Consider the following 24802-nt stretch of genomic DNA (forward strand, 5'->3'; position numbering starts at 1 on the left):
GCGGTATCCCTACTCTAAGATCTCTCATCCGACGAGATCACCCCACTCATCTTGGAAGCTGCGGGACAGCGCAGCTAACGGGTCTCCGATTGCGCGGCGATGCCGAATTGAATGAATCGGAACGCTGCCGCGCTGTGCAGGCGAGTGATCCGTAGGTGGCCGCGGACCGTTCGGGTGTCGTGCGATCTTCAACTGGTTGGTTTCCCTGATACACCGCCGCCAATGGGTGCAATGGCGTTGCAGACAGGCTTGTATTTCACCCATGTGTTCAGTATGGAGAGCTTCATGAACGACTCGATTGAAAACGCATTTTCCTCAGGCCGTCGCCGGATGTTGCTCGCCAGCGCTGGCGCGGGTGCCGCCGCCGCAGTTGTCGGCACGCCCGTATTTGCAGCGACGGGGGAGAGTGCCGAGGCACACAACGCACATTCCCTTCACCAAAAAGGCACGCATAAAATGAACACAGTCACGACGAAAGACGGTACGCAAATCTATTTCAAGGATTGGGGTAGCGGTCGTCCTGTTGTCTTTTCTCACGGGTGGCCGCTGGATGCGGACGCATGGGATCCCCAGATGCTCTTTCTCGTGCAGAAGGGCTATCGTGTGATCGCTCATGACCGCCGAGGTAACGGCCGTTCGGACCAACCTGGTCACGGCAACGACATGGACACCTACGCGGACGACCTCGCGACTGTCATCGACACGCTCGACCTGAAGGACGTCACGTTGGTGGGGCACTCGACCGGCGGTGGCGAAATTGCACGCTATGTCGGACGGCACGGCTCGAAGCGCGTGGCAAAGATGGTCCTGATCGGCGCCGTGCCTCCACTGATGTTGAAGACCGAGGCGAATCCCGACGGGCTGCCAATCGCTGTGTTCGACGGCATTCGCGCGGGCGTCGCAGGCAATCGCTCACAATTCTACCGAGATCTCGCCGGGCTGTTCTACGGCTATAACCGCCCGGACGCGAAGATTTCGCAAGGCGTTATCGACGAGTTCTGGCGCGAAGGCATGTTGGGTTCGATCCTTGGGCAATACGAGTGCATCAAGCAATTCTCCGAAGTTGACTACACCCCCGATCTAGCGAAGATTGATGTGCCGACGCTGATCCTCCAGGGCGACGCCGACCAGATCGTGCCACTCGACATTTCGGGGCGCAAGTCCGCGAAGATCATCAAGAACGCCACACTCAAAATCTACCCGGGCGCGCCGCACGGCATGTGTACGACGCACGCGGATCAGGTGAACGCGGACTTGCTCACGTTCCTGTCGACCTGAGGTTCGTCAGCAGCGGCGAGGCTTAGTCAAACATCCCCGCTCCGGTCGGTACTTGTGCGCCGATCGGGCGCTTGCCCGAAACCGATGCACGGCGCCATTTGACCGATGCAGTGAGTGGAGTTCGATGATCAGCAGTGCACGTTGATGTGACGCATGTTTGATGTGCGTGTTCACCGGAACCCCAGTCATGAACCTCAGCGCATTAGACCTTTCGAGAGTGCAGTTCGCGTTCACGGTTTCGTTCCACATCGTCTTCCCGGCGATAAGCATAGGCTTGGCTAGTTTTATCGCTGTACTCGAAGGTGCTTGGCTGAAGACGGGCAAGGAGCACTACAAAGACCTCTGCCTGTACTGGTCGAAAATATTCGCGATCGGTTTCGGCATGGGTGTCGTGTCGGGCGTCGTCATGGCCTACCAGTTCGGCACCAATTGGGCGGGGTTTTCGAAATTCGCCGGACCTATCACAGGCCCTCTGCTGACCTACGAGGTCATGACCGCATTTTTCCTTGAGGCGGGTTTCCTCGGCGTCATGCTGTTCGGGTGGGAGAAAGTCGGTCGCGTCGCCCATTTCGCCGCGACCGTCCTGGTAGCTATCGGGACATTGCTTTCGACTTTCTGGATACTTTCGTCCAATAGCTGGATGCAAACGCCGCAGGGTTTCACGGTCGAGAACGGTCACGTGGTGCCACAGGACTGGTTCAAGATCATCTTCAATCCGTCCTTTCCGTATCGCCTGTCCCACATGGCGATCGCGACCTTCATCGTGGTGGCGCTGATCGTGGCAGCCACCGGTGCCTGGCATCTGCTCAAAGGGCGGCGCGACCCCGCGGTAAAAACCATGTATTCAATGGCGCTTTGGCTGCTCCTCGCGCTGGCTCCCATCCAGATACTGGTCGGCGACCAGCATGGCTTGAACACGCGCAAATACCAGCCCGCAAAAATCGCCGCCATCGAAGGGCTGTGGGAAACTGAACATGGCGGCACGGCGCTGAACCTCGTCGGCTTTCCCGACATGAATGCCGAGGTCACGCGCTACGCCATACAGGTGCCGCATCTCGGTAGCCTGATCCTTACGCATAGCTGGGATGGCGAGATTCAAGGCCTCAAGGAGTTTCCTAAAGAGGACAGGCCGAACTCCTCGGTCATCTTCTGGACCTTCCGTCTGATGGCTGGGCTCGGGATCCTGATGGCGCTGCTGGCACTACTCGGCTTGCTGCTCAGACGCGGTGGACGCTTGTTCGAGAACCGGCTCTATCAACGCTTCGTATTGCTGATGGGACCAACGGGCCTGATCGCGCTGCTCGCCGGCTGGGTGACGACCGAGATGGGACGCCAGCCATGGGTGGTGTATGGCGTGATGCGGACGGTCGATGCGCTATCTCCGATCTCGGCCCAAGCGGTCAGCCTGGCGCTGATGGCGTTTATCGTCGTTTACTGCGTGGTCTTTGGCACGGGCATTTATTACATATTCCGGCTGCTTTTGCAGGGCCCGTCGCCGAGCCGAGCTCTGCCCTCGTCGATCCGCGACCTCGACGCTGGCCACAGCGGTCGCCGGCCGATGTCGGCGGTTGAGTAACACAACGGAGCCACATGATGGGCATCACGACAGCTTGGGCCGCGATCATCGCTTTTGGATTGTTTGTCTATGTGGCGCTCGATGGATTCGATCTGGGGATCGGACTGATCTTCCCAGTCTTCCCCGACGAAGAAGAACGCAACATGATGATGCACAGCGTTGCACCCGTCTGGGACGGCAACGAAACCTGGCTGGTGCTCGGCGGCGCTGCGCTCTATGCAGCGTTTCCGGTCGCCTATGGTGTCGCGCTGTCGGCGTTGTATCTGCCCATCGTGATGATGCTGGTGTGCCTGATTTTTCGCGGCGTCTCGTTCGAGATCCGCGGTAAGGCGAAGCGTACCAAGCAGCTTTGGGATTTGTCCTTCATCGCCGGATCTGCGGGCGCAGCTTTTTTCCAGGGGGTCATCCTCGGGGCTTACCTGCAAGGCATCCCGGTCACGAATGCATCGTTCTCCGGTGATTCGTTCTTTTGGCTGCAGCCGTTCAACGTGCTTACCGGCCTGGGCTTGATGGCCACCTATTCTTTGCTCGGTGCGTGCTGGTTGATCATGAAAACGGAAGGTGACCTGCAACGGCGCCTGTATCGCCTGGTCGCGCCGCTGACCGTGGTGTTGCTGGTCTTCATCATAGGGGTGTCGATATGGACGCCGATGATCAGTGTGCAGATCATGCAGCGGTGGTTCCAGTCCGGCTTGTTTTCGCGGCTGATCGTAGTGCCATTTCTGGTGGCGATCGTTGCGATCGGCATGTTTATCGCGATTCGGAGGCGTCTTGAAAAAACCGCTTTTGTCCTGACCCTGCTGCTGGTGCTGCTCGGCTACATCGGCTTACTGGTCAGTGTCTGGCCTTACGCGATACCGTTCACGATCACGCTGGCGGATGCGGCGGCACCGCGTTCAAGCCAAGTGTTCACGCTGGTCGGCGCGGTCGTCATCCTGCCCATGATCCTAGTCTATACCACGGCGGGCTACTGGATCTTCAGGAAGAAAGTGCAACAGGGCGCTCAATATCATTAACGCGTATTCATTCCCGCCTATGCTTAAAGGTCGCAGACTGCGCCGGGCTTTTTGGTTCGTGGCCTTATGGTGTATCGGTGTCGGCGGCGCGCTGCTGCTGGCACTACCGTTCGAAGTATTGATGCATATGGCAATGCGCTAAGTGGAGGCTGAAATGTCTGAGCAACGCAACGTTCGAGGAATCAAACGATACGATAGTCCGGCGGGCGGCTGGGGTGCTTTGGGAGCCACCGCCAAAGCGGTGCGCGAGCAGATGGAAACCATCGAGGCACCAATCACGCTGTTTCGGACCAACAAGCCCGACGGGTTCGATTGCCCTGGCTGCGCATGGCCGGACAAGGAGCACACGTCGACCTTTCAATTCTGCGAAAACGGCGCGAAGGCAGTAACCTGGGAGGCGACCAAGAAGCGCGTGCTGCCCGAGTTCTTCGCCGCGCATACGGTTTCGTCACTGCTGGAGCGCACCGACTTCGAACTGGAAAATGAAGGCCGGCTGACTCACCCGATGGCGTATGACCGCGCCAGCGACACCTACAAGCCCATCGGCTGGGACGCGGCTTTTGCCCGCATCGGGGAGGTGCTGCGAGCGTTGCCCGACCCGAACATGGCTGAGTTCTACACGTCCGGTCGTGCTTCCAACGAAGCCGCGTTCCTTTATCAATTGTTTGCGCGTGAGTACGGCACGAACAATTTCCCCGATTGCTCGAATATGTGCCACGAGGCCACCAGCGTGGGCCTGCCCCAGTCGATTGGGATCGGCAAGGGCACGGTGTCGCTCGACGATTTTGACCAGTGCGAGATGATCATCGCGATGGGCCATAACCCCGGCACCAACCATCCGCGCATGATGGGCACGCTGCATGAAGTCGCGCGGCGCGGCGTGCCCATCATCGTATTCAACCCGCTGCGCGAACGGGCGCTCGAACGTTTTGCCGATCCGCAGAACGCGATGGAGATGGTGACCTTCGGCTCCACGCCGATCGCTTCGTCTTATTACCAAGTGAAGGTCGGCGGGGACGCTGCCGCGTTGAAAGGCATCATGAAGGCGTTGATTGCGCTCGATGCCAATGCGGGTCCGGGCAGCACGGTTCTGGATCATGATTTTATCGCGACCCACACGCACGGTTATGAGGCCTTCGCCGAGGATCTGCGTGCAACGCCATGGCCGAATATCGAAGCCGTCAGCGGATTGCCGAAAGCGGCTCTCGAAGCGGTGGCGCAGGCCTATGCCAAATCGAACGCTACGATCGTGACCTACGGCATGGGGATCACGCAGCACAGTACCGGCACCTCGAATGTGCATCAGATCGCGAACCTGCTTTTGATGCGCGGGAACATCGGCAAGCTGGGCGCCGGCATCTGCCCTCTGCGCGGCCATTCCAACGTGCAAGGCGATCGCACGGTCGGGATCACCGAGAAACCGTCGGCGGACATGCTCACTAGGATCGAACGAGTATTCGGGTTCAAGCCGCCTGAAGCGCATGGCCACGACGCGGTCCGGGCCATGCAGGCGATCATCGATGGGCGTTCCAAGGTGCTGGTGTGCCTGGGTGGCAACCTCGTGGTGGCGCTGCCCGATGCCGAGCAATGTTTCCCGGCCATGCATACGCTGGACCTCACCGTGCATATTGGCACCAAGCTCAATCGTACGCATCTGCTGGTGGGCCGGGAGTCGATTCTTTTTCCGTGCCTGGGACGCACCGAGCAGGACGTGCAGTCGGAGGGGCCGCAATCGATCACGGTCGAGGATTCCATGTCTATGGTCCATGCTTCGCGCGGCAAGCTGCCGCCGGCTTCGGAACATCTGCGCTCCGAGGTCAGCATCATCGGTGGCATGGCCCATGCGACTCTGCCGCAGAGCAAGGTCGACTGGCTGGGGATGGTCGCCGATTACGACCGGATTCGCGATGGGATCGAAGCGGTTTTCCCCGATTTCGCCGATTTCAACGCACGTATCCGCACGCCCGGCGGCTTTCGTTTGTCGTTGCCGCCTACCGAGCGTGTTTGGCCGACCTCCTCAGGCAAAGCGGAATTCATTGCATTCCAAGGCGTGATCGAAGATCCGCAAACCGGTGGTGCCGACGTGCTGAAGCTCACGACACTGCGCAGCCACGACCAATACAACACCACGATTTATGGGCTTGACGATCGCTACCGCGGCGTGTTCGGGCGGCGCGACGTGATCTTCATGAGTGAAGAGGATTTGGCCGCGCAGAGCCTGGAGCACGGAGATCTCGTCGATGTCGAGACGGCGCTGCCTTCCGATAGCCCGAGACGGCTGGTTGGATATACGGTGATCGCCTACAAGATCGCCAGCGGCTCTGTGGGGGCCTACTATCCGGAAGCGAACGTGCTCTTGCCGCTCGACTACTTCGATAAGGCCTGCGGCACGCCGTCTTATAAGTCGATCCCGGTTCGCATCTCGCGCCGGGCGGTTTGATGAGTGCCGGCGTCGGTTTGGCGCCGGCACTGCGATGGTAAGTTCTCGGGGCGATTATGATCGTACGACCGCCCAAAATCTGGCGGTAATTGCATGCGGAGCCTCTCGCAGCAAGGCTCGGTGACTCCACGGTTTTCGGCCAGTCGGAGAATGCGCAGATCAATAATCGAGACGACGTGCGGAAGTTTCATGGCCAACTCGGAGATCTCACTTTCCGTAAGCCGGGGCGGCCGCGCAGCCCTGACGTTCAGGTTTGTTTTAAGGACCGCCTGTGCGTCGTCGAGCTCTATGCTCTCCAGGACGGCAGTCAGCCCCCCATCTCTTACAAGCTCGATCGATCGGTCGCGAACCATCGAAAAGAAATCATATGGGTGAAACAGCAGCCGCGCTGGCCGGACAAGGTCATCTTCAGTGCACTTCCTTCTCGATCACGTGCGGTGATCGGCGTCATCGCCGATCATCCAGTCCGCCGCCGCGGCGAGCTGCTGCCGCAAGCAGTAGCTGACCGGTTGCCTTCGCCCGATCGTCCGAGCCAAGCTGACGCGTCAAGACAGCGCTGACCAGACGCTGGCTCCGCACCTCCGTATGTCATTTCATCATTCGGCCCATGAGGACCGTTAGGCCTGAGATTTGCCGATCGATGCGCCGCCATCGACGAACAGCGTCTGACCCGTCATGAAGCCCGCATCTTCCGAGAGAAGAAAGGCGATCGCCGCAGCGATTTCATCGGGTTGTCCGAGACGGTTGAGCGGAACCATCGACAGATAACGCCGCTCGCCGACACTTCCGACGGGGCTCGTTGCACGGAACAATTCCGTCTCTGTCGGGCCCGGAGCCACTGCGTTGACGGTAATGCCCTCCTGGGCAAGTTCCAGCGCCCACGTACGCGTGAAGCTCGTCAATGCGCTCTTCGCGCCGGCATACGAAGTCCGGTCGATCACGCCGAGAATGGTGAGGCTCGTCACGTTCACGACGCGCCCCCATCCCTTCGCGCGCATGGAAGGCAGTACGGCCTGAACGGCCTGTACCGCGGGCGTCAGGTTCCTGCGGAAGGAGTCCTCGAATACGTCCAGGTCGATTTCGCCGATCTTCCCGGGTCGAACGAAACCGACGTTGTTCACAACCCCGTCGAACGAGAACCGCTCGGTCAGTTCCTTGAGTGCTCGATCGGTCGCCTGCCGGTTGCTCAGGTCCACGGAGACGAGCGTGCCGGGGAAAGTCGGATCGTCCGCGTTGCGTGCGATGCCCACGACGACATGACCTGCGGCGGCAAGCCTGTCGGACAGTGCGCGGCCGATGCCCTTGCTCGCGCCAGTAATGAGGAAAGTGCGTGTATTCATCTTTGACCTAAACGTAATGGTTCAGAAAGGGATGACCCAGTTCCATGCATGTTTGACACACTTGTCAAGATTGGCACTATAGCCAACCTTGACAGGCATGACAAGAATCATTTACATAGAGCTTCGAAGACTGGAAAGCGGAGCGGTGGCATGGCTGGGATTCGTCAATTCGATGAAAACGAGGCGCTCGAAAAGGCCTTGGTGCTTTTTTGGCAAAAGGGTTTTGCGGAAACCTCGATGCAGGAGCTCGCTGCAGCGACCGGCGTGCAGCGCGGCTCGCTCTATAACGCGTACAAAGGAAAGGGGACGTTCTTTCTACGCGTGTTCGATGTGTACAAGGACCGGTTCCTAGCGCAGTTGCGCGATACGCTGGACAAGCCCAAGCTGCGCGACGCCCTACGAAGCTTCCTCGAGACTGTGATTGATTCGATGACAACGGGCGAACCGACGCGCGGATGCCTGACGACCAAATCTGCGTTTGGCTCCAACGTTATCGACCCGCCGGTTCAGCAAGCGTTGCAGGGCATGCTCGACGCATTCGAGATGCTTCTTCTCGACAGGCTTCAGAAGGGGGAGAAGGGTGTTCGCCTGATGTGCTCTCCCGAGGACGCTGCGCATTTGATCGTCACGTTTACTCGTGGCCTTGTGGTAATCGAGCGTGTGTATCAGGACAAGGCACGCATGTTAGCCACCGCGGACTCACTCATTGCGTTGTTGGTGGGGTCACCCGCAACGGTTCGCTACCCGTCTCTTCCGCACATTTGATGGCCTGTATGACGGTGAGTAGTACTATGCCAAGAAAACCAAGGAATCTTAGTCGGGCTTTTCTAAGTCTAGGGCGTGTTGCCATTGAGGCGTTCTCGGACAACCATGTTCAGCCACGACGCGCTGGTCGGCGTGAAATGCATGACAAGGCACGGGTGCTTGGCCGGCCACTTCTGCGCATCGGGGTGGCTATGCATGGCGTAGTTGTCCACGATCAGATGCAGGCTCAGGTGCTTGGGCGTGCAGTGGTCGATTAATCGCTACTGAATTGTTGGACGAGAACGTTCAATCGAACCTCGGCGCCTGTAGCTGGCCTCATGACTACCTCGCCGAAGTCGACGGATGCGCCCGTAACCAGCACAGCTTTTCCCAAAGTCCGCGAGCGCTGAACTCGACGGCCTCTGGGAAGTATCATCTCTCGCCCGCCACACTGCCTCGCTCGAGTTCAAGCGCCTCGAGCACCGCTGCCGTGGCATTGCTGGCAGCGTGTGCCGCCGGAAACCCTGCATATACAGACGCCTGAAGCATGACTTCCTCGATTTCCTCGACGCTCAACCCGTTGGTCAACGCGATGCGAATGTGATTTTTCAGTTCGTCGTGCTGGCGCAACGCAATCAGGATACCGAGCGTGACCAGACTGCGGGCGCGGCGATCGAGACCCTCGCGTGCCCACACGCTCCCGAACACGAAGTCCATCGACAGGGCCGTCATCGATGCACCGAACTTCCCACTGTCAATCGAGGCCTTCATGTTTTGCGCTCGCTCGACGCCGCGCAACTGTTCGTACACGGCAAGTCCGCGTTCCGTGGCGTCTTTCATTGCGGCCCCGTTGTCGCCGCGCCGAGCACGGCCTTGGTCTCGAGAAACGCTTCGAGCCCGAATGTGCCGTATTCCCGACCGATGCCGGACTGTTTGTATCCGCCGAAGGGTGCGAACGGTTCGTGCGGCGCGCCGTTGATGATCACGCGGCCGGCCTCCAGCCTCGACGCCACGGCGCGTGCCCGTTCGACGTTCGGTGAAATCACGTACGCCTGCAAGCCGTAGACGGTGTCGTTCGCAATCGCGATCGCTTCTTCTTCACTGCGATAAGTGAGGATGCACAGCACCGGCCCGAAAATTTCTTCACGCGCAATGGCCATGTCGTTGGTCACGTTTGCGAACACGGTGGGTTTCACGTAGTAACCCGCGAGCCCGTCCGGATGTCCTTCGCCGCCGATCACGAGTGTCGCGCCTTCCTCCTCGCCGCGCAGGATATACCCCTGCACGCGTTCATATTGCCGCTGGCTGACCATCGGCCCGATGGCCGAATCAGCGTCCTGCAAGTGACCGACCTTGACCGCCGATACCGCTTCTTTCGCCAACCGGATGACATCCTGAAGACGACCTTCCGGAACAAGAATGCGGGTGCCCGCAATGCACGCCTGCCCGCTGTTCTGAAACCCGGACGTGACTGCGAGCGGCACCGCCGTCTCAAGATCTGCGTCGTCAAGAATCAGCGTCGGCGATTTGCCGCCGAGTTCGAGCGTCACGCGCTTCATCGTGTCCGCACTCGCACGCAGAATCGATTTTCCGACCGCGGTCGACCCCGTAAAGGAGATCTTCGCGATATGCGGGTTCGTACTCAGCTCCTCACCGACGATATCGCCACGTCCCGTCACAATGTTGAACACGCCTGCCGGCAGACCCGCATCGTGTAAGGCTTCGGTGACGATCTGCGTCTGGACAGCACTCATTTCGCTTGGCTTGACGACCGCCGTGCAACCCGCGGCGATCGCCGTTGCGAGCTTGTTGCAGATAAAACCGGCGTTCGCGTTCCACGGCGTGATCAGCGCGGCGACGCCGACCGGCTCCATCACCACTTCCGCCGACGCAATCTGGCGCGTGAACGAATACCCCTCAAGCGTGTGCGCCGCGTTCAGAAAAGACTCGGCGGCGTAACGCGCTCCCCATACGGCCCGCGTCGAGGGCGCGCCGTATTCCTCGATTGTCGCAGCGGCGAGGCGATCGACATTGGCGAGCATGGCTTCATACAGACGCTTAAGCCACGCAATGCGCTGTTCCTTGGCTGTGCGCGAAAACGCCGGAAATGCACGGCGCGCGGCGGCGATCGCATCTTTCGCGTCCTGCGCGTCGGCAAGACGTACTCGGCCGATGACGTCGCCCGTCGAAGGGTTATGGAGGTCGAACCACTCCTGTCCGTGTGGCTGCACAAACTGGCCGTCGATATAGATACGCTCGATGCTGTACATGAATGCTCCAATCAGATTGTCATGATTCTGAGCATAATCAATTGCATCTGCATTGATAAGCCGGATAAACTTGCATGAAGTGATCCGAAAATCGGGACAATGTATAAATCAGGTTTGATCGAACTGGAGGTCGTGCTCGCCGTTGCGCGACTGGGTGGCTTTCGTGCAGCGGCACGCGAATTGGGCATGTCGTCGACGGCGCTGAGTCGCGCAATTGCGCAACTTGAAAAGCGGCTTGGCGTACGACTCTTCAACCGGACGACACGAAGCGTTGCGCTAACGGAAGCCGGCGCGCAGTTCGTCGCAGCAGTCAGTCCGGCACTGTCCGAAATCCAGCAGGCGATGGCCGCCGTCAACGATCGTCGTGCAACGCCAACCGGCACATTAAGACTGAACTGTGCGGTGGGTGCCGCGCGGGCCGTCCTCGTACCGGTCGTGCTGGAATATCTACGCCGTTTCCCCGCGATGAGCGTCGACATCGTCACCGAAGCGCACTTCGTCGATATCGTTGGCAAAGGGTTTGATGCTGGCATCCGTACCGCCGACGCCGTGCCGCGCGACATGATCGCTGTGCCGTTTGGCGGGGCATTGAATTTTTCCGTCGTCGCCGCACCCTCGTATTTTGCGAAACACAGGAAGCCGCGCACGCCACAGGATCTGATGTCGCATCAATGCATACGTGCGCGCTGGCCGAGCGGTGCGCTGTATCGTTGGGAGTTCGAGCGGCGGGGTGAGAAACTTGTACTCGACGTACCTGGCGATCTGACGCTTGACGAGCCTACGTTGATGCGCGATGCCGCGATCGCGGGCGCGGGCATCGCGTATCTCTGGGACGCAACCGTGGCGGACGACCTCGCGGCGGGGCGGCTGGTTGCCGTGCTAAAGGACTGGACCGTCACCTCGGCCGGTTTGTGTCTCTACTACACGGATCGGCGTAACGTGCCGGCGGCGTTGCGGGCGTTCATCGAACTGCTGCGCGAACCTGTTTCCCGGGGCGACCCACTTCACCCGCGTGGTCAAGCACTTGGCGCTGCATCGCCCAAGACGCGTTGATGTATCGGCGCCGGAAGAATCGTAAAGAGCACTCTTGATGCTTCCTTGAAGAAATTGGCCACGATCAGATACCCATGGTCGCGGATACACGCTCTTGATCCAGCTTGCCCAACATGGCGAAACTGTCGGCCAGCGTCTGGCATGCGAGTGCTGCTCGCACGTGAGTGTCCACCTCGGCAGCAAGATTGCCGAAGAAAGCACTGAAGTTCGAACTGACGAGACACTGATGAGGATAGTCGCTGCGCGGCGACCACAGTTCCTTCTCCCCCATCACTGCGTCGTAGATGTCGCAAAGCGTGATCTCTTCCGAGGCTCTTCCCAACGCCAGCCCCCCGGCGCGGCCCATGCTGGAAGTGACCAGTCCGGTTTCGATTAAAGGCACAAGCAGGCGCCGGACGAAGGTGGGATGTGACCCCACGCCCTCGGCCAGGCGCGTCGAGCTGACGGGTTCGGCGCACACGGACCTCGCCAATGTGAGGCCCAACATCAGTTGCAGGGCTGTTGCAAACCGGACATCGATCACGGGAATCTCCTTTGCAGCATTATATGCGCTTTTCAATATTGCACTTATTGCTCAACCCATATATGCTTTTCATAGGCGCATTTTATAGGATGAAGGAAACCATGTCAGTGGACTACGACATCGCGAAGGTTCTGGCCCGCTACGTTCGCGCGGCCGACCAGCGAAACGGGACGGCGATGGCCGAATTGTTCCTCCCCGAAGGCCGAGTGAAGATCTTCTACAACGACGCAGGTACCCCGGAACCGCTGGGCGAACTCGTTGGGCGCGAGGCCATTGCCGATGCCGTCACAAACATGATGAAACCTCACCCGCCAAGGGGCTGGAGCCATCACACCACACATGACGCGATCATCGACGTCGATGGCGATACTGCGACGCTCGATGCGCAGTTCATCGTCTATAACGTTGTCGGAGACTTGAAGCCCGAGGGTGGCTGGCCGCAAGGCGCGTCGGGGGCACAAGGGACGGTGACGCCGATCGAGTCCGGCTACTATCGCCCCACTTTGAAAAAGGTTGACGGTCGCTGGATGATCGAGACCCTCCAGATCATTCTTGATCTGCCGGCAGCGTTTTGAGGTCCGGCGATGAAAGCAATCGTTTATGACCGATATGGTGGACCCGACGTGCTCGACTATCGTGAGGTCCCCGATCCCAAACTGAGCCAGAACAGCGTCCTGATTCGTATCAAAGCTGCTGCGCTTAATCCTGCGGACGTCGCGCTGCAGGCCGGACTCGGCGACGCCCATATGCCCGTATGGTTTCCCGTTATACCCGGATGGGATGTCGCCGGCGTCATCGAGACCGTCGGCCCCGGCGTCAAGGAGTTTTCCCCGGGCGATGAGGTGATGTCCTACGTCCGCGAGGAAATTCTGCATCACGGCGGCTACGCCGAACTGATCGCCGTGCCTGTCTATGCTGTGGTGCGAAAGCCCGCCAGGGCGTCATGGGAAGAATCTGCCGGTTTGCCGCTGGCGGGACTCACGGCCTATCGAGCTATCGTCCAGACACTGGCGGTCACGTCACAAGACGTTGTGCTGATCCACGGCGCCAGTGGTGGTGTTGGCTTGTTGGCAGCCCAGCTCGCCCGGAATGCGGGCGCACGTGTCATTGGCACCGCGGCCGCGAGCAATCACGATGTGCTTCGGACGTTCGGTGTTGAGCCTGTCGAATATGGCGAGGGCCTGGTTGGACGAGTCCGACAAATCGTGCCGGAAGGTATCACAGCGGTGCTCGACTGCGTCGGACGCGGAACGCTGCTCGCGACCACGGCGGTGAATCGTGCGAACGCACGCGTCTGCTCGGTGGCGGATGCGGGACCCGGGATCGTCACCGTCTTTGCACGCCAGGACCCCGATATCCTGAGGCGCCTCGCGCAGCTTATGGACGAGGGCACACTCCGCGTGATCGTCGCACAGGTGTTCCCGCTCCACGACGCTGCAAATGCCCAGCGCGCACTCTCCAGTCGGCGCAGAGCTGGAAAGATCGTCCTGGTGCCATAACGAACACCCGCGGCGTTCCTTCGCCTTGTCCCGAGGCAAAACGGTACGGGTGGCGAGGTCAGACCAGAATGTCCGTGTTGAGGATCGAAGGTGCCGAAATCGAAGACTGGGATGCCCGACCAACCTTCAATCATCAATCACACTGGTATGTATCGATGCGTCGATGGCAGGCGAGCTGTTGTCATGCACAAAAATCCAGGCACCGGTCGCCACTGCGCCGCCGGCTAAGTTCAGTTCCGTCGCCAGCTTGTACAGGCTCGCTGACGATGTCACGGCGTGGTCTTTGGTATACGTTGTCGGATAAGGCACCTCTCCGAAGTCATGGACAGCGCGTTCATGCTGCCGGTTGGAATCCATTCCGTGCTGGGGGAGATGGACCACAACGACAGCTACTACTGAGATGGCATCGCATTGAGCTGGATCACTTCTACGGGGCGGGTCTTTGCCTAGATGATAGTGCTTTGACACCAGCCCATAAGGTCGGGAGACCAGTGCTCGGCGCTTGCAGGATCCGTCGGCGGCTGATGCTACTCTTACCCTATGAAAAAACCTGCGATCGAATTCAAAGCTATCAGCAACAAGCTCCATCTGATCTACCGACCGCACGACGGCACGCAATGGGTCTACAGGAAATTCAAAGTAGGCGACGACGTCACCGTCAAGGGCACGTTCCGCCTTACGCGCCATATCCTTGTCAAGGACGACGTCGATGAGTGGACCGAGATCGATGGTTGGGAGCCTAGAACCGACCCGGACGAATTCGACTTCGACCTGGGTGGCGAGGATCGGATGGACTTCGTCATCGCATCGGCAAAGGGTGACTACTTTTGGTTCAACGCAAAGGCGTTGCCCGTTGGAGTCTCGGTGCTGTTGCATCGCCAGGCGCGACCTACCTGGAAATGGTTTTGCGCCGAGAGAAAGACATCAATCCTAGGCGTCGTAGCCCAGCTAAAGATGAGCCGTATCGTGATCGGCGGGCCAGAGCCGGATGCGATTCCCGTAGCCGAGTTCGAAAAGCTCATCGCCCAGTTTCCGACGACGCACGAGCTGAAGCGATACGTTATTGCACGGATCAGCGGGGTAATTCGCGAATACACGGACGCAGAGATTGACGGCGAGGAACAGCTTAGAAAGACAGTTTCACGAAAGGTCAAGAGCACGCCAAAGGATCTCGCGGCGCCCTTTCGTGAAGCGGACGTGCGCAAGTTTGAATACCTGCTTGCGCACCTCAAGAGGATGTTGACCAAGCCGAATGAATACAAGGAAGCGCAATGGCAGGCCGAGATCGTTAAGATCATTTGCCTGCTGAACCCCAAGTACATAGAGGCGTTTACTGGCGTGCGGATCAAGGATTTTGATAGCGGCAGCTATCGGATTCTGGACATCCTGCTGCTGGATGCATCAGGCAACATCGACGTGGTTGAGATAAAGCAGCCATTCGGAGAGGCCATGGTCACTCCGCGCCGCTATCGCAAGAACCACGTACCGATGCGAGAGCTGTCTGGCGCGGTTATTCAAGTCGAGAGGTACCTGCTGCACCTGACCCGGTGGGGCCAGAAGGGCGAAGATACGCTGACCAAACGCTACGCATCGCGGCTGCCGCTTGGATTCAAGATCCGCGTGGTGAACCCTAGCGGCCTCGTGATCATGGGCCGCGATGCCGACATGACGCTGGACCAACGTGGCGACTTCGAGGTCACAAGACGGCACTATAAGCACATAGCCGATATCGTTACCTACGATGATCTGCTGCGGCGCCTCGAAGCGGTACTGAACAAGCTGCGCGCTGGGCTCTGAGGCCTAAATTTGCCGGCTGTAACTCCCAGCCGCCACGGCTGGACGTCAGAGATTCAATGGCCGGATTGGAGACGAAACGGCAAGCTGGAAGGCCCCTCAGCCGTGCGACCGGTTGCGCTAAATACCGGTCGTTCGCTGAGCAAGCCCCGAGCTTTCGGTTCGGTCGATCAGGGTCCTTCGGTGCATTCAGCGCTTCCATATTCCTCAGCTTCCTGCGGAGCGTGCGGCATAGTGGATCTCGCTACGGGATAGCGCGGGGTACCCGATGCGATCGACTGGCGGATCGTATAGCGATGATTGCGATTCCGCGCGAGTCGATTTGGGTTGGTCACTGTGGTTCCGTTGTGGCCGAATATTCTATAATGTGAAAAATTGTCTCTGTCTCGATGTAGGGGTAGGGGTAGGAGTGGGGGTGAGGTTGTGCTCCAAGACCGGGAGTCAAACCCGACGCTGGTTTCCGGGCAATATCGAACCCCTCCGTCTCCGCCAGAAGAATGCAAAACCCCGTAGGTCTAACGACTTACGGGTTTTTTGTTTTTTCTGCCCATCGTTTGACCGATCCCGCCGATGTCGCAATGCCGACTCAGTTCCCGTGCGATACAGCGTCTCCTTATTCTGTTGATGTCCGAATGACGCCGTGCGGTTCTGCTATGCCTGAGTCTGAGCGTCCAATCCCTTACTTACACAGCGAATTGCGAGGTTTGCCTTACGACGTTGCGATGACGAAGCCGTGAGAGAACCACAGTTGCGCAACCGTCCAAGCTTACCAGGTCGTTTATTGGTACCGGTGGCAGCGGCATTGTGGTGCGGGTTCCGGCGAACGAAGTAGAAGAAATATGCCGAGCCGTCCCCATTGGACAATTAAACGCGTTAGTACGTGCGATCCTGCGGCACGCATATCTGAACTGTCTTGAGCCGCGCATCCGGGGCGATTCGCGTCCTTCATGCTTGTAATTTTTAGTCAAATGTCACGCCTTCGGATCGACATTGTTAGAAAGATTCTGCATTGTTAAAAACGATGCTCTGTTCTTATGCAAACACAAGGATTGCTTCAGGCGGCTGATGGATTTCGAAACCGGGCAAACATGGCAACAGAACTGAAAACGGATTCATGGCACAGCTACGTGCTGTATCGGAAGAAGGACTATGCGCCCAGTGTCTTTCCAAGTCCGGAAGAAACGCAAGCCATCGAAGCAGGCAAAAAATACGCCCTAGGTGCGGACTCCTACATATGGGCCAAGGACGCAGGCTTGCTCAAACGGGTGCGCGAGTTTCTTGGCAAGAATTTCCACTGGCATGATCGCCTTGCAAAGAGCGGCTCGGATTCGGATGTTGTCCAGGCTCTAATGGAGATGGTGCGGGGTGGTAGCGTCGTAGTTATTCCTGAAAAACCGATGCGCAGCGGCGGCGCTACAGGAGCATCGAAGAACGCCGACCCGTCGTTTCGGCGTGTTTCGGACTATGACGTGCCGAAGTACAAGGCGACCAAGGAACGATATCAGGCGCAACTCGAAAAGATGAATGCCGATCCAATACCGTGGTCGGAAATCCAGTCGATGAACGACAGAATGAACACGCAATTCATGCACGCGGCAATCTTGGCCGCGCCAGCACTCTCGTTGCCTGTATTCGCCCGAGCAGGCTGGATCAGCAAGTACAGTCTGCCTGACATGACCGGCGTTGGCTTTGACCGTGTGAATGTTGTCGCAGGCGACGATAGCTCTGCTGGCATGACAACATCACTCGGAGGTACGCCGTTTGGATACGGGTCCGAAACCGGCTCGTCAACGGAAGTTCGTCAGCTCGCATGGTTGCCCCGAACGGGAGGTCTCGCCAGTGCGTGGGTTGAGAATCCGTCCGGAAGCAAACAGATGCGGCTCTATGATGGCATTGGAAACGCAGCAGTCGATTTCGACTTCGATCATGATCATGGATTCGGTGCACCGCATGCCCACAACTGGGACGGCAACATCCGTGATAAAGGCAACGCCTTTTCTCTCTTACCTTACTGATGCGCGGCAATCATGGATGACCTCAAGGCATTTACGTTTTTTCACGACTGGTACATCGATATCCTCGCTGTTACTGATGACGGAGATAGTTTGACAGTCGGTCTTAAATTGGACGAGCGACGCGCTACTGTAACTTTTGTCGGGACAACCCGATGCGTTATAGAGCATTACGGGCTTCTCAATATCGTCTATGACATAAAATTTTTGGAACCCGGGACACCGTGCTATGAGAAAGCGTTGAGAGCGCTCAACCAATCTGACCGCTTCTCCGACAAACAACCGAAGCATCTCGCGCTAGTCGCGGCAACGGTAGGCGCCGAGATAGTTGTTGAATTCGGGTCCCTGCGAATCGAATCGACGTAATTTAGCCATCTCCACCTTCAGGAGTGACGCGAGTAACCGCGCCTTTGGTCTGCCGTTGCTGTTTCATTCTCGCGGATGGTGCAACGGATCATCGACGGTGGTGGTCGGCATCGTCAGTTCCAGCCTTGGGCCTTACGATGAGCGCAGGCGAACAACTCGGTGTGTCTCGCGCAACCTTCTTAGGCGTTGTGAACGAGCACGCCGCTTTCAGTTCTGAGATCGCTGCGAGGATCGAGCAGTCGACAACGGAACCATCCGCGCTCGGCTGGTTGCGATGCAAGTTAAATGCGACATGTGGCAACTTCGTGCGAAGGCCATTCCGAAAGTTACTCCAGCTCGTCCGGGCGTGCACACCCAAAGCCGCTTAAGCGTCAGTCGTCACCGTCTGAACGCAGCCGCCGTCGCTTCATCCGCCGGGAAGAACAACTCGATCGCCAGCTCCGACAACGTGATATCAATCGGCGTACCGAACATCATCGTTGTACTGATGAACGACAACGGTCCCGCAGCCGTGCTCAACACGAATGGGATCACGATAGAAGATTCGCCCGCGTCATTCCAACCGGATCCCCCCGGATATCGCTTCAACTCATCGCGCAATGCGCTCAACTCCAAATCCGCCGTGAGTGCGATCTGACGCTCCAGCCGTTCAAGTAAATGCGCGCGCCATTGCCCGAGATTCATGATCTTTGACGCCAACCCCTGCGGATGCAGACTCAAGCGCAACACATTCACCGGTGGTTCGAGCAAAGACGGATCAGCATCGGCGATAAGCGCAGCCACCGCGCCATTCGCCGACACCAGGTTCCAATGCCGATCGATAGCCAGCGCCGGATACGGCTCGTGCCCCTTCAATATCTGCTCGACTGCGGTTCGCGCGGGCTGCATCGATTGATCCGTGAGTGCGCGTTCCCGGAACACCGGCGCGAACCCCGCCGCGGTCAGCAACTCGTTACGTTCACGCAGCGGCACCTCAAGATACTCAGCTAAACGCAGCACCATCGCGCGGCTCGGCGCGGCACGCCCCGTTTCGATAAAACTCAGATGCCGGCTCGAAATCTCCGCTTCGCTGGCCAGATAAAGCTGGCTCATGCGCCGTCGTTCGCGCCAGTGCCTGATCATTGGGCCGATACCCACAGCCGTCGCAGTCAGTGTGTTCATGGCCGTACCTTATCAAACCACCGCACGCCGTTCCATTACCCGCCAGGTAATCGACGCACGACATGCTCGTCCCGATGATTGCTCCCAGGCCGCGCTAAATCCAGTCCGGCCGTAGCCCCGAAGATTATCGAAGGAGAGAATTATGACTGAGCATGACGTTCTGGTGGGTCGCTATATCGATACATGGAACGAGACGGATTCGTCGCGTCGGGACGCGCTCGCAGAGGGGGTTTTGCTCGACGGCGCGCGCTACACCGACCCGATGATGAGCAGCACCGGCCCGAAAGGGTTCGCCGAGATGATCGGTGCGTTTCAGTCGCAGATGCCTGGGTTGAGGTTCGAGCGGGTTGGTGGGATTGATGCAACGGGCACGGTGGTCCGCTTCAGTTGGCGTCTGATCGATGCCACTGGCCGGCAACTGGCGAGCGGGACGGACGTTGGCGAATTTTCCTTCGACGGACGGTTTGCCGGCATTACCGGTTTTCTCGATAGCACCCTGATGGGCCCGGCATGGTGCGTGGAAAAGTACGCCGCGTTCTGGGCCGCGCCGGACTTCAACCGGCCGAGCGATGAACTGGCGGTGGATATCGAAGGATATTGGCCGGGATTGCACGCGCCGTTGAAGGGCGTGGAGGCCTATGTGCGGCCGCTGCACGAACTGTTGCGCCACGTTCCGGATTTCAGGCTGGAAGTCGCCGACCACGCGAGTCGCGGCGATACAGTCTTCATCCGATGGATTGCCACAGGGACGCACGGCGATGTGCCGCTGCGCTTCGAAGGGGTGGACTGCGTGCGTCACAGCAACGGCCAGGTCTATGAGAACCGGATCTACTGCGACCATCCGCTGATTCATGAATTGAACCGCTAGCGGAATCGGTGCCCCCGTTTTTCTTCGATCGAATAGGGCGCTTCGCTCGGGCGACATACCGGCGCGAGCGCCCGAGCGCACTCAGACTTCGTCGTCGTCCAGGTCATCGGGGCCTTGCAGGTCCGCTGGTCCCGTTTCACCGCGTACAGCCCGGCGTTTGCGCTGCACGTGGTACGCCGTCAATACAGCGTGCACGACCATATCCAGCGCGGGTTTCGCGTTACCTTGCTTGTCCGTCCAGGTCTTCGGCGTGAGTGCGCCGGCAAGCGATACGCTGTCGCCGTCATCGAGCGCCTGGAGCGCGTCCTTGACGGTGTCGTCGAAGGCAATCACGTTCACGAACAAACTCTCGCCGTCGCCGGCCGAGGCGCGAACCCGGCATGTCACGAAATGCGTGCCGTGCTGACCCGTACGCACTTGCGCCGTGCCGTAGAGACGTCCGGAAACCAGACCGTCGATCATGATGTGCCTCTCCAAAATTCACCGATTGTCTCACTCGCGAGCAGACGTTTCGCGGTTGCACGGGTCAGGCGGGATTTAAATCGGGCGGCCTCGGCCCGCGGGTCGTAGCGGGCTACGGTGATTGATGAACGGTCGAACGATACGTGCTTTACTAGTCCGATTCTATCGCGCGCTTCGAACTGCTCGCGGCGCGTGCCCAATCCAGCGAGCATCCCACGGTAAGGGATGAGGGCTCAGCTAAATCAGCTAAGGAAATGTTGTGTCACACCCTGTTGGCGATCGTAATTCTGAGTTACCAACTTGAAACATCTAGGCCGGCTCGTTCGGCTAAGATTTACTCAACAAACCTACTCCGTTGAGGTGCACTTCAAATGAACAACAAACTGAAGACTTCCATTTTTGCCGGCGCGATTGCAATCGGAGCGCTCGGAATGTCCGGCGCAGCGATGGCCCAAGTGCGTCTTGGTATCAATATCGGCGTGCCCGCGCCGGTGTACGTTGCGCCGCAGCCGGTCTACGCACCGCCGCCGCCCCCGGTCGTCTACGCACCGCCGCCACCGGTGTATGCTGCAGCGCCGGTCGTGGTAATCGGTTGGCACGGCGATCGTTACTGGGACGGCCGCCGTTACTGGAACCGTAACGACTGGTACCGTTATCACGGCGGCCCGCATTACGACCATCGCGGGTACTAAATACCAGCCGTAATACAGCAGCCGTCAGGTAGCTGGCCCAAAGGCCATCCGGCGAAAACCGGGTGGCCTTTGGTTTTTGAGCATCCCGCCAGCTCTCCGTCCGGTGCCACCCTCGATTCCCCGTTTTTTCATGATGTAACAAAGAGTAAGCTTTCAGCAGACGATACCCCTGCGCCGAAGAACCACTTACAAAGTCGAAGTACCGGATTGAAGGCGATCCGCTATATTCGCTACCACCTGAACAATGATGCTCAAAGGCGCGCCTACATGAATGAGATAAAAAGCATCCGGATTCTGACTGGCATTGCTGGTTTGTGCCTCGTCACGATGTCTGGTTTTGCCCACGCCAGCGGCGTGCGGCTGGGGATCAACATCGGTATTCCTGCTCCGGTTTACGTCGCGCCGCAGCCTTATTACGCGCCACCGCCACCGCCCGTCATTTATCAACCGGCTCCGGTGTACGCGCAGCCGCAGATCGTGATCGGCTGGTACGGTAATCGTTACTATGACGGCCATCGCTATTGGGGACGTGACGAGTGGTATCGGCACAACGGTGGCCGGCCGAACTACGGTCATGGCGGCCCGGGATACGGCGGCCACGGTGGCAACTACAATCACGGTGGCAACTACAACCATGGCGGGAATGGCGGTCACGGCGACCATCACAATTAAACACCGTGGTCAGACGCATTAAAAAAGCCGTCCCGCGCAAGCGGGACGGCTTTTGATTTTATCGGCGGCAAAGGAGAGCCGCGGAGAGCCGCCGTTATCGGATCGTTATTCCGAGACCGCCTGCGCGGTCATCCCGCCGACCACGGCATTAAAACCGCCATCGACGTGGATGATCTCGGCACTTACGCCGCCAGCCAGATCCGACAACAGGAACGCCGCCACATTGCCGACCTGATCGATGCTCACGTTGCGCCGCAACGGTGCATTGTTTTCCACGAACTCGAGAATCTTGCCGAAGCTCTTGATGCCGCTTGCTGCCAGCGTCTTGATCGGCCCCGCCGAGATGCCGTTCACGCGCACGCCCTTGTCCCCAAGCGACACCGCCAGATACCGCACGCTTGCCTCAAGCGATGCCTTCGCCAGGCCCATTGTGTTGTAGTTCGGGATCGCGCGTTCGGCGCCGAGATAGCTCAGCGTGAGCAACGACGCATCCGGGGAGAGCATGGATTGCGCCGCTTTGGCGAGTGCCGGGAAGCTGTACGCGGAAATATCGTGGGCGATGCGGAAGTTCTCGCGCGTCATGCCGTCGAGGAAATTCCCCGAGATTGCCTCGCGCGGCGCAAAGCCGATGGAATGCACGAGGCCGTCGAGCGTGCCCCAGCGTTCTTTCAGCGAGACGAAGAGCGCGTCGATTTCCTCGTCGCTACCCACGTCGCACGGAAACACGAGATCGCTGCCGAATTCGGTCGCGAACTCGGTAATGCGGTCCTTGAAACGGTCACCCACGTAGGTGAAGGCGAGTTCGGCGCCTTCGCGCTTGCAAGCCGCCGCGATGCCATAGGCAATCGAGCGGTTCGATAACAAGCCCGTCAGCAGAATCCGTTTTCCAGCGAGAAATCCCATGAATGCTCCTTAAGAAGTCGATATTGCACATGCGCCGGACCGAGCGCGCGCAAGCGGTGCGCGCGTCGTTACAATGCCCGGGACAGTGGTTTTAGTAGAATTCTCTCACATCGCTTAAGGCCCGCTGCGCTTGGGGCGCTTTGAGGAGGCCCTGAGCAGCCCCTCAGCCGGCTCTGAACGGCTGGCTGTTTTTCCGATCATCGTTTCACTGGTATTCATAAAGGCACTCATGGCGACTGGCTCCCGACGGGTCCTCGGTCTTCTGTTTGGCAGCTTGCTGATCGGTTTTGGCGGGCTCGCGGCACCGAAAGCGGCATTGGCCGTGTACGCCATCGCGCAGTATGGCGAGCCGAAATATCCCGCCGGCTTCAAGCACTTCGACTACGTCAATCCGGACGCACCCCGCGGCGGCACGCTGGTTCTGGCGAATCCGAACCGGCTCACGAGCTTCGACAAATTCAACCCGTTCACCCAGCGCGGCAACGCCGCGCCCGGGCTCGGTTATATGTTCGAGAGTTTGACAACCGGCAGTCTTGACGAAGTATCGACGGCTTACGGGCTTCTCGCCGACGACATCAGCATCGCGCCCGACGGCCTCTCTGCCACGTTCCACATCAATCCCAAGGCGCATTTTTCGAATGGCGATCCCGTCACCGCCGAAGACGTGAAATACTCATTCGATACGCTGAAAAGCCCGCAGGCCGCGCCGCAATACGCGGTGTATTTCGGCCAGATTTCGCGCGCGGTCATCCTTGACCCGCTGACCATTCGTTTCGACTTCAGGGAGCGCACGCGGGAGATGCCGTTTATCGCGGGCGCGATTCCGGTGTTTTCGCGCAAGTGGGGCATGAAGCCCGACGGCAGCCACGTTCCCTTCGATCAACTCGCGTTTCAGAAGCCGATAGCAAGCGGTCCGTATCTCATCGAACAATATGACAACGGCCGCACGATCACCTTAAAGCGCGATCCGGCCTATTGGGGCAATGCGTTGCCGGTGCGCGTGGGAACGTTCAACTTCGAGCGCATTACGTACAAGCTCTATTCGGATGGCGTCGCGCGGCTCGAGGCGTTCAAGGCCGGCGAGTACGACGCGCTGGTCGAATATATTGCGCGCAACTGGGTGCGTCGCGACATTGGCAAACGTTTTGACAACGGTGAGCTGATCAAACGCGAATTTCGCAATCACAACGGCACGGGCATGCAGGGTTTTTTCATCAACCTGCGCCGGCCGATCTTCCAGGACGTGCGCGTGCGCCAGGCGCTCGATCTTGCGTTCGATTTCCAGTGGCTGAACCGGCAACTGTTTTTTAACCAATACACGCGCACCGACAGCTTCTTTGCAAACACCGACCTGCAAGCGACGGGCAAGCCGAGCGCGGGCGAACTCGCAATTCTCTCGCCGTTACGCGCGCAACTCGATCCCGCCGTATTCGGCGACGTGGTGAAGCAGCCCGACACCGATCCACCCGGCTCATTGCGCGCGAACCTGATCACGGCGCGCAAGCTGCTGGCTGACGCGGGCTGGACGTATAGGGACGGTGCGTTGCGCAACGCGAAGGGCGAGCCGTTCGTCTTCGAGATTCTCGACGACTCGGCCAGCGGATCGTCGATGGAACCTGTCGTCGCCACATTCCAGCGCAACTTGCAGAAGCTCGGGATTGTCGCGAATTTTCGTACGGTTGACTTTGCGCTGATCCAGAAGCGGCTCGACGCGTTCGACTTCGACATGACCAGCCTGCGCATGCCCGACGTGCAGATTCCCGGTACGGAACAGGAGACGCGTTTCGGCAGCAAGTCCGCGGATCAGCAGGGCTCCGATAACATGAACGGGCTGAAGTCGCCGGCCGTGGATTCGATCGTGCACACCTTGCTTGGCGCCCAGACCCGCGAGCAGCTCCTCGATGCCACCCATGCGCTCGACCGGGTCCTGATGCATGGCTACTATGTGATCCCGCATTGGTACACGGCATCGCATAGGGTGGCGTATCGAAACACGCTCGCGTATCCGGCGACCTTGCCGCTGTATTACACCGCCGAAGACTGGATCACATCGACATGGTGGTTCAAGCCGCCTGCCGCCGCGTCGGCCACGGCTGCAGAGAAGTAAATCCACGCCTTAATCACTCAAGCGGA

The 24802-nt window shown here is 59.0% G+C and carries 24 protein-coding genes and 1 pseudogene; 16 read left to right on the forward strand and 9 right to left on the reverse strand.

Annotated elements, in window-relative coordinates; translation table 11 throughout:
• The first annotated feature begins 456 nt into the window (after window positions 1-456).
• The 5 genes from ACSQ36_RS06070 (at window position 457) to ACSQ36_RS06090 (ending at window position 6870) form a co-directional block, all read left to right on the forward strand.
• Entirely contained in the window at window positions 457-1278 is an 822-nt protein-coding gene (locus ACSQ36_RS06070; RefSeq protein WP_436183102.1) for an alpha/beta fold hydrolase, read from the forward strand.
• Between the two features lie 187 nt (window positions 1279-1465).
• Window positions 1466-2854, forward strand: coding sequence for a cytochrome ubiquinol oxidase subunit I (locus tag ACSQ36_RS06075; protein ID WP_436183103.1), 1389 nt, complete (start codon window positions 1466-1468; stop codon window positions 2852-2854).
• A 17-nt stretch (window positions 2855-2871) separates the two neighbouring features.
• Window positions 2872-3870 carry a cytochrome d ubiquinol oxidase subunit II gene (cydB, locus tag ACSQ36_RS06080; protein ID WP_436183104.1) on the forward strand — a complete coding sequence of 333 codons (999 nt, stop codon included), beginning with the start codon at window positions 2872-2874 and terminating at the stop codon, window positions 3868-3870.
• 154 nt (window positions 3871-4024) lie between these two features.
• A complete protein-coding gene (locus tag ACSQ36_RS06085; protein WP_436181229.1) occupies window positions 4025-6310 on the forward strand; it encodes an FdhF/YdeP family oxidoreductase in 2286 nt (761 codons plus the stop codon).
• A 176-nt stretch (window positions 6311-6486) separates the two neighbouring features.
• On the forward strand, window positions 6487-6870 hold the full coding sequence (locus tag ACSQ36_RS06090) for a hypothetical protein (RefSeq protein WP_213763214.1): 384 nt from the start codon (window positions 6487-6489) through the stop codon (window positions 6868-6870).
• 57 nt (window positions 6871-6927) lie between these two features.
• On the opposite strand, the gene ACSQ36_RS06095 is transcribed toward ACSQ36_RS06090, so the two are convergent.
• Window positions 6928-7650 carry an SDR family oxidoreductase gene (locus ACSQ36_RS06095; protein ID WP_436181230.1) on the reverse strand — a complete coding sequence of 241 codons (723 nt, stop codon included), beginning with the start codon at window positions 7648-7650 and terminating at the stop codon, window positions 6928-6930.
• Between the two features lie 150 nt (window positions 7651-7800).
• Between ACSQ36_RS06095 and ACSQ36_RS06100 the strand changes: the two genes are divergently transcribed.
• Entirely contained in the window at window positions 7801-8415 is a 615-nt protein-coding gene (locus tag ACSQ36_RS06100; protein ID WP_213763211.1) for a TetR/AcrR family transcriptional regulator, read from the forward strand.
• 95 nt (window positions 8416-8510) lie between these two features.
• Here the strand turns inward: ACSQ36_RS06100 and ACSQ36_RS06105 are convergent.
• The 3 genes and pseudogenes from ACSQ36_RS06105 to ACSQ36_RS06115 form a co-directional block, all read right to left on the reverse strand.
• A pseudogene (locus ACSQ36_RS06105) lies at window positions 8511-8669 on the reverse strand (IS630 family transposase); the annotation flags it as partial.
• Between the two features lie 157 nt (window positions 8670-8826).
• The gene (locus ACSQ36_RS06110) at window positions 8827-9234 is read right to left on the reverse strand and encodes a carboxymuconolactone decarboxylase family protein (RefSeq protein ID WP_213763209.1); all 408 of its coding nucleotides are present in this window, start codon (window positions 9232-9234) and stop codon (window positions 8827-8829) included.
• A complete protein-coding gene (locus tag ACSQ36_RS06115; protein WP_436181231.1) occupies window positions 9231-10664 on the reverse strand; it encodes an aldehyde dehydrogenase family protein in 1434 nt (477 codons plus the stop codon). Before ACSQ36_RS06115 ends, ACSQ36_RS06110 begins: the two co-directional genes overlap by 4 nt.
• A 99-nt stretch (window positions 10665-10763) precedes the next feature.
• Between ACSQ36_RS06115 and ACSQ36_RS06120 the strand changes: the two genes are divergently transcribed.
• Window positions 10764-11717, forward strand: a complete 954-nt coding sequence (locus ACSQ36_RS06120) for a LysR family transcriptional regulator (RefSeq protein ID WP_436181232.1) — start codon at window positions 10764-10766, stop codon at window positions 11715-11717.
• Window positions 11718-11781: 64 nt separating this feature from the next.
• Here ACSQ36_RS06120 and ACSQ36_RS06125 read toward each other — a convergent pair whose 3' ends face one another.
• A complete protein-coding gene (locus tag ACSQ36_RS06125; RefSeq protein WP_213763204.1) occupies window positions 11782-12240 on the reverse strand; it encodes an RrF2 family transcriptional regulator in 459 nt (152 codons plus the stop codon).
• 107 nt (window positions 12241-12347) lie between these two features.
• Between ACSQ36_RS06125 and ACSQ36_RS06130 the strand changes: the two genes are divergently transcribed.
• Window positions 12348-12815, forward strand: coding sequence for a nuclear transport factor 2 family protein (locus ACSQ36_RS06130; RefSeq protein ID WP_436181233.1), 468 nt, complete (start codon window positions 12348-12350; stop codon window positions 12813-12815).
• 9 nt (window positions 12816-12824) lie between these two features.
• Complete coding sequence (locus ACSQ36_RS06135) at window positions 12825-13739, forward strand: NADP-dependent oxidoreductase (protein ID WP_436181234.1); 915 nt, start codon at window positions 12825-12827, stop codon at window positions 13737-13739.
• Between the two features lie 126 nt (window positions 13740-13865).
• Here the strand turns inward: ACSQ36_RS06135 and ACSQ36_RS06140 are convergent, their stop codons facing one another.
• Complete coding sequence (locus tag ACSQ36_RS06140) at window positions 13866-14096, reverse strand: hypothetical protein (RefSeq protein ID WP_436181235.1); 231 nt, start codon at window positions 14094-14096, stop codon at window positions 13866-13868.
• Window positions 14097-14279: 183 nt separating this feature from the next.
• On the opposite strand from ACSQ36_RS06140, the gene ACSQ36_RS06145 reads away from it, so the two are divergent.
• The 3 genes from ACSQ36_RS06145 (at window position 14280) to ACSQ36_RS06155 (ending at window position 17911) form a co-directional block, all read left to right on the forward strand.
• Complete coding sequence (locus tag ACSQ36_RS06145; RefSeq protein ID WP_436181236.1) at window positions 14280-15536, forward strand: Shedu immune nuclease family protein; 1257 nt, start codon at window positions 14280-14282, stop codon at window positions 15534-15536.
• A gap of 1085 nt (window positions 15537-16621) precedes the next feature.
• Window positions 16622-17548 carry a hypothetical protein gene (locus tag ACSQ36_RS06150; RefSeq protein ID WP_436181237.1) on the forward strand — a complete coding sequence of 309 codons (927 nt, stop codon included), beginning with the start codon at window positions 16622-16624 and terminating at the stop codon, window positions 17546-17548.
• Between the two features lie 12 nt (window positions 17549-17560).
• Entirely contained in the window at window positions 17561-17911 is a 351-nt protein-coding gene (locus tag ACSQ36_RS06155; RefSeq protein WP_436181238.1) for a hypothetical protein, read from the forward strand.
• Between the two features lie 378 nt (window positions 17912-18289).
• Here ACSQ36_RS06155 and ACSQ36_RS06160 read toward each other — a convergent pair whose 3' ends face one another.
• The gene (locus ACSQ36_RS06160) at window positions 18290-19072 is read right to left on the reverse strand and encodes a helix-turn-helix domain-containing protein (protein WP_436181239.1); all 783 of its coding nucleotides are present in this window, start codon (window positions 19070-19072) and stop codon (window positions 18290-18292) included.
• Between the two features lie 142 nt (window positions 19073-19214).
• Between ACSQ36_RS06160 and ACSQ36_RS06165 the strand changes: the two genes are divergently transcribed.
• The gene (locus tag ACSQ36_RS06165; RefSeq protein ID WP_436181240.1) at window positions 19215-19940 is read left to right on the forward strand and encodes a nuclear transport factor 2 family protein; all 726 of its coding nucleotides are present in this window, start codon (window positions 19215-19217) and stop codon (window positions 19938-19940) included.
• An 81-nt stretch (window positions 19941-20021) separates the two neighbouring features.
• On the opposite strand, the gene ACSQ36_RS06170 is transcribed toward ACSQ36_RS06165, so the two are convergent.
• Complete coding sequence (locus ACSQ36_RS06170; protein ID WP_213763192.1) at window positions 20022-20402, reverse strand: single-stranded DNA-binding protein; 381 nt, start codon at window positions 20400-20402, stop codon at window positions 20022-20024.
• A gap of 371 nt (window positions 20403-20773) precedes the next feature.
• On the opposite strand from ACSQ36_RS06170, the gene ACSQ36_RS06175 reads away from it, so the two are divergent.
• Complete coding sequence (locus tag ACSQ36_RS06175; RefSeq protein WP_213763190.1) at window positions 20774-21094, forward strand: hypothetical protein; 321 nt, start codon at window positions 20774-20776, stop codon at window positions 21092-21094.
• A 276-nt stretch (window positions 21095-21370) separates the two neighbouring features.
• Window positions 21371-21766, forward strand: a complete 396-nt coding sequence (locus tag ACSQ36_RS06180; protein WP_436183105.1) for a hypothetical protein — start codon at window positions 21371-21373, stop codon at window positions 21764-21766.
• Between the two features lie 105 nt (window positions 21767-21871).
• Here the strand turns inward: ACSQ36_RS06180 and fabI are convergent, their stop codons facing one another.
• The gene (fabI, locus tag ACSQ36_RS06185; RefSeq protein WP_213763187.1) at window positions 21872-22669 is read right to left on the reverse strand and encodes an enoyl-ACP reductase FabI; all 798 of its coding nucleotides are present in this window, start codon (window positions 22667-22669) and stop codon (window positions 21872-21874) included.
• A 229-nt stretch (window positions 22670-22898) separates the two neighbouring features.
• On the opposite strand from fabI, the gene ACSQ36_RS06190 reads away from it, so the two are divergent.
• The gene (locus ACSQ36_RS06190; RefSeq protein WP_436181241.1) at window positions 22899-24776 is read left to right on the forward strand and encodes an extracellular solute-binding protein; all 1878 of its coding nucleotides are present in this window, start codon (window positions 22899-22901) and stop codon (window positions 24774-24776) included.
• Window positions 24777-24802: the final 26 nt, after the last annotated feature.

Source organism: Caballeronia sp. LjRoot34 (assembly GCF_964253815.1).
In the GTDB taxonomy this organism is placed as follows: Bacteria; Pseudomonadota; Gammaproteobacteria; order Burkholderiales; family Burkholderiaceae; genus Caballeronia.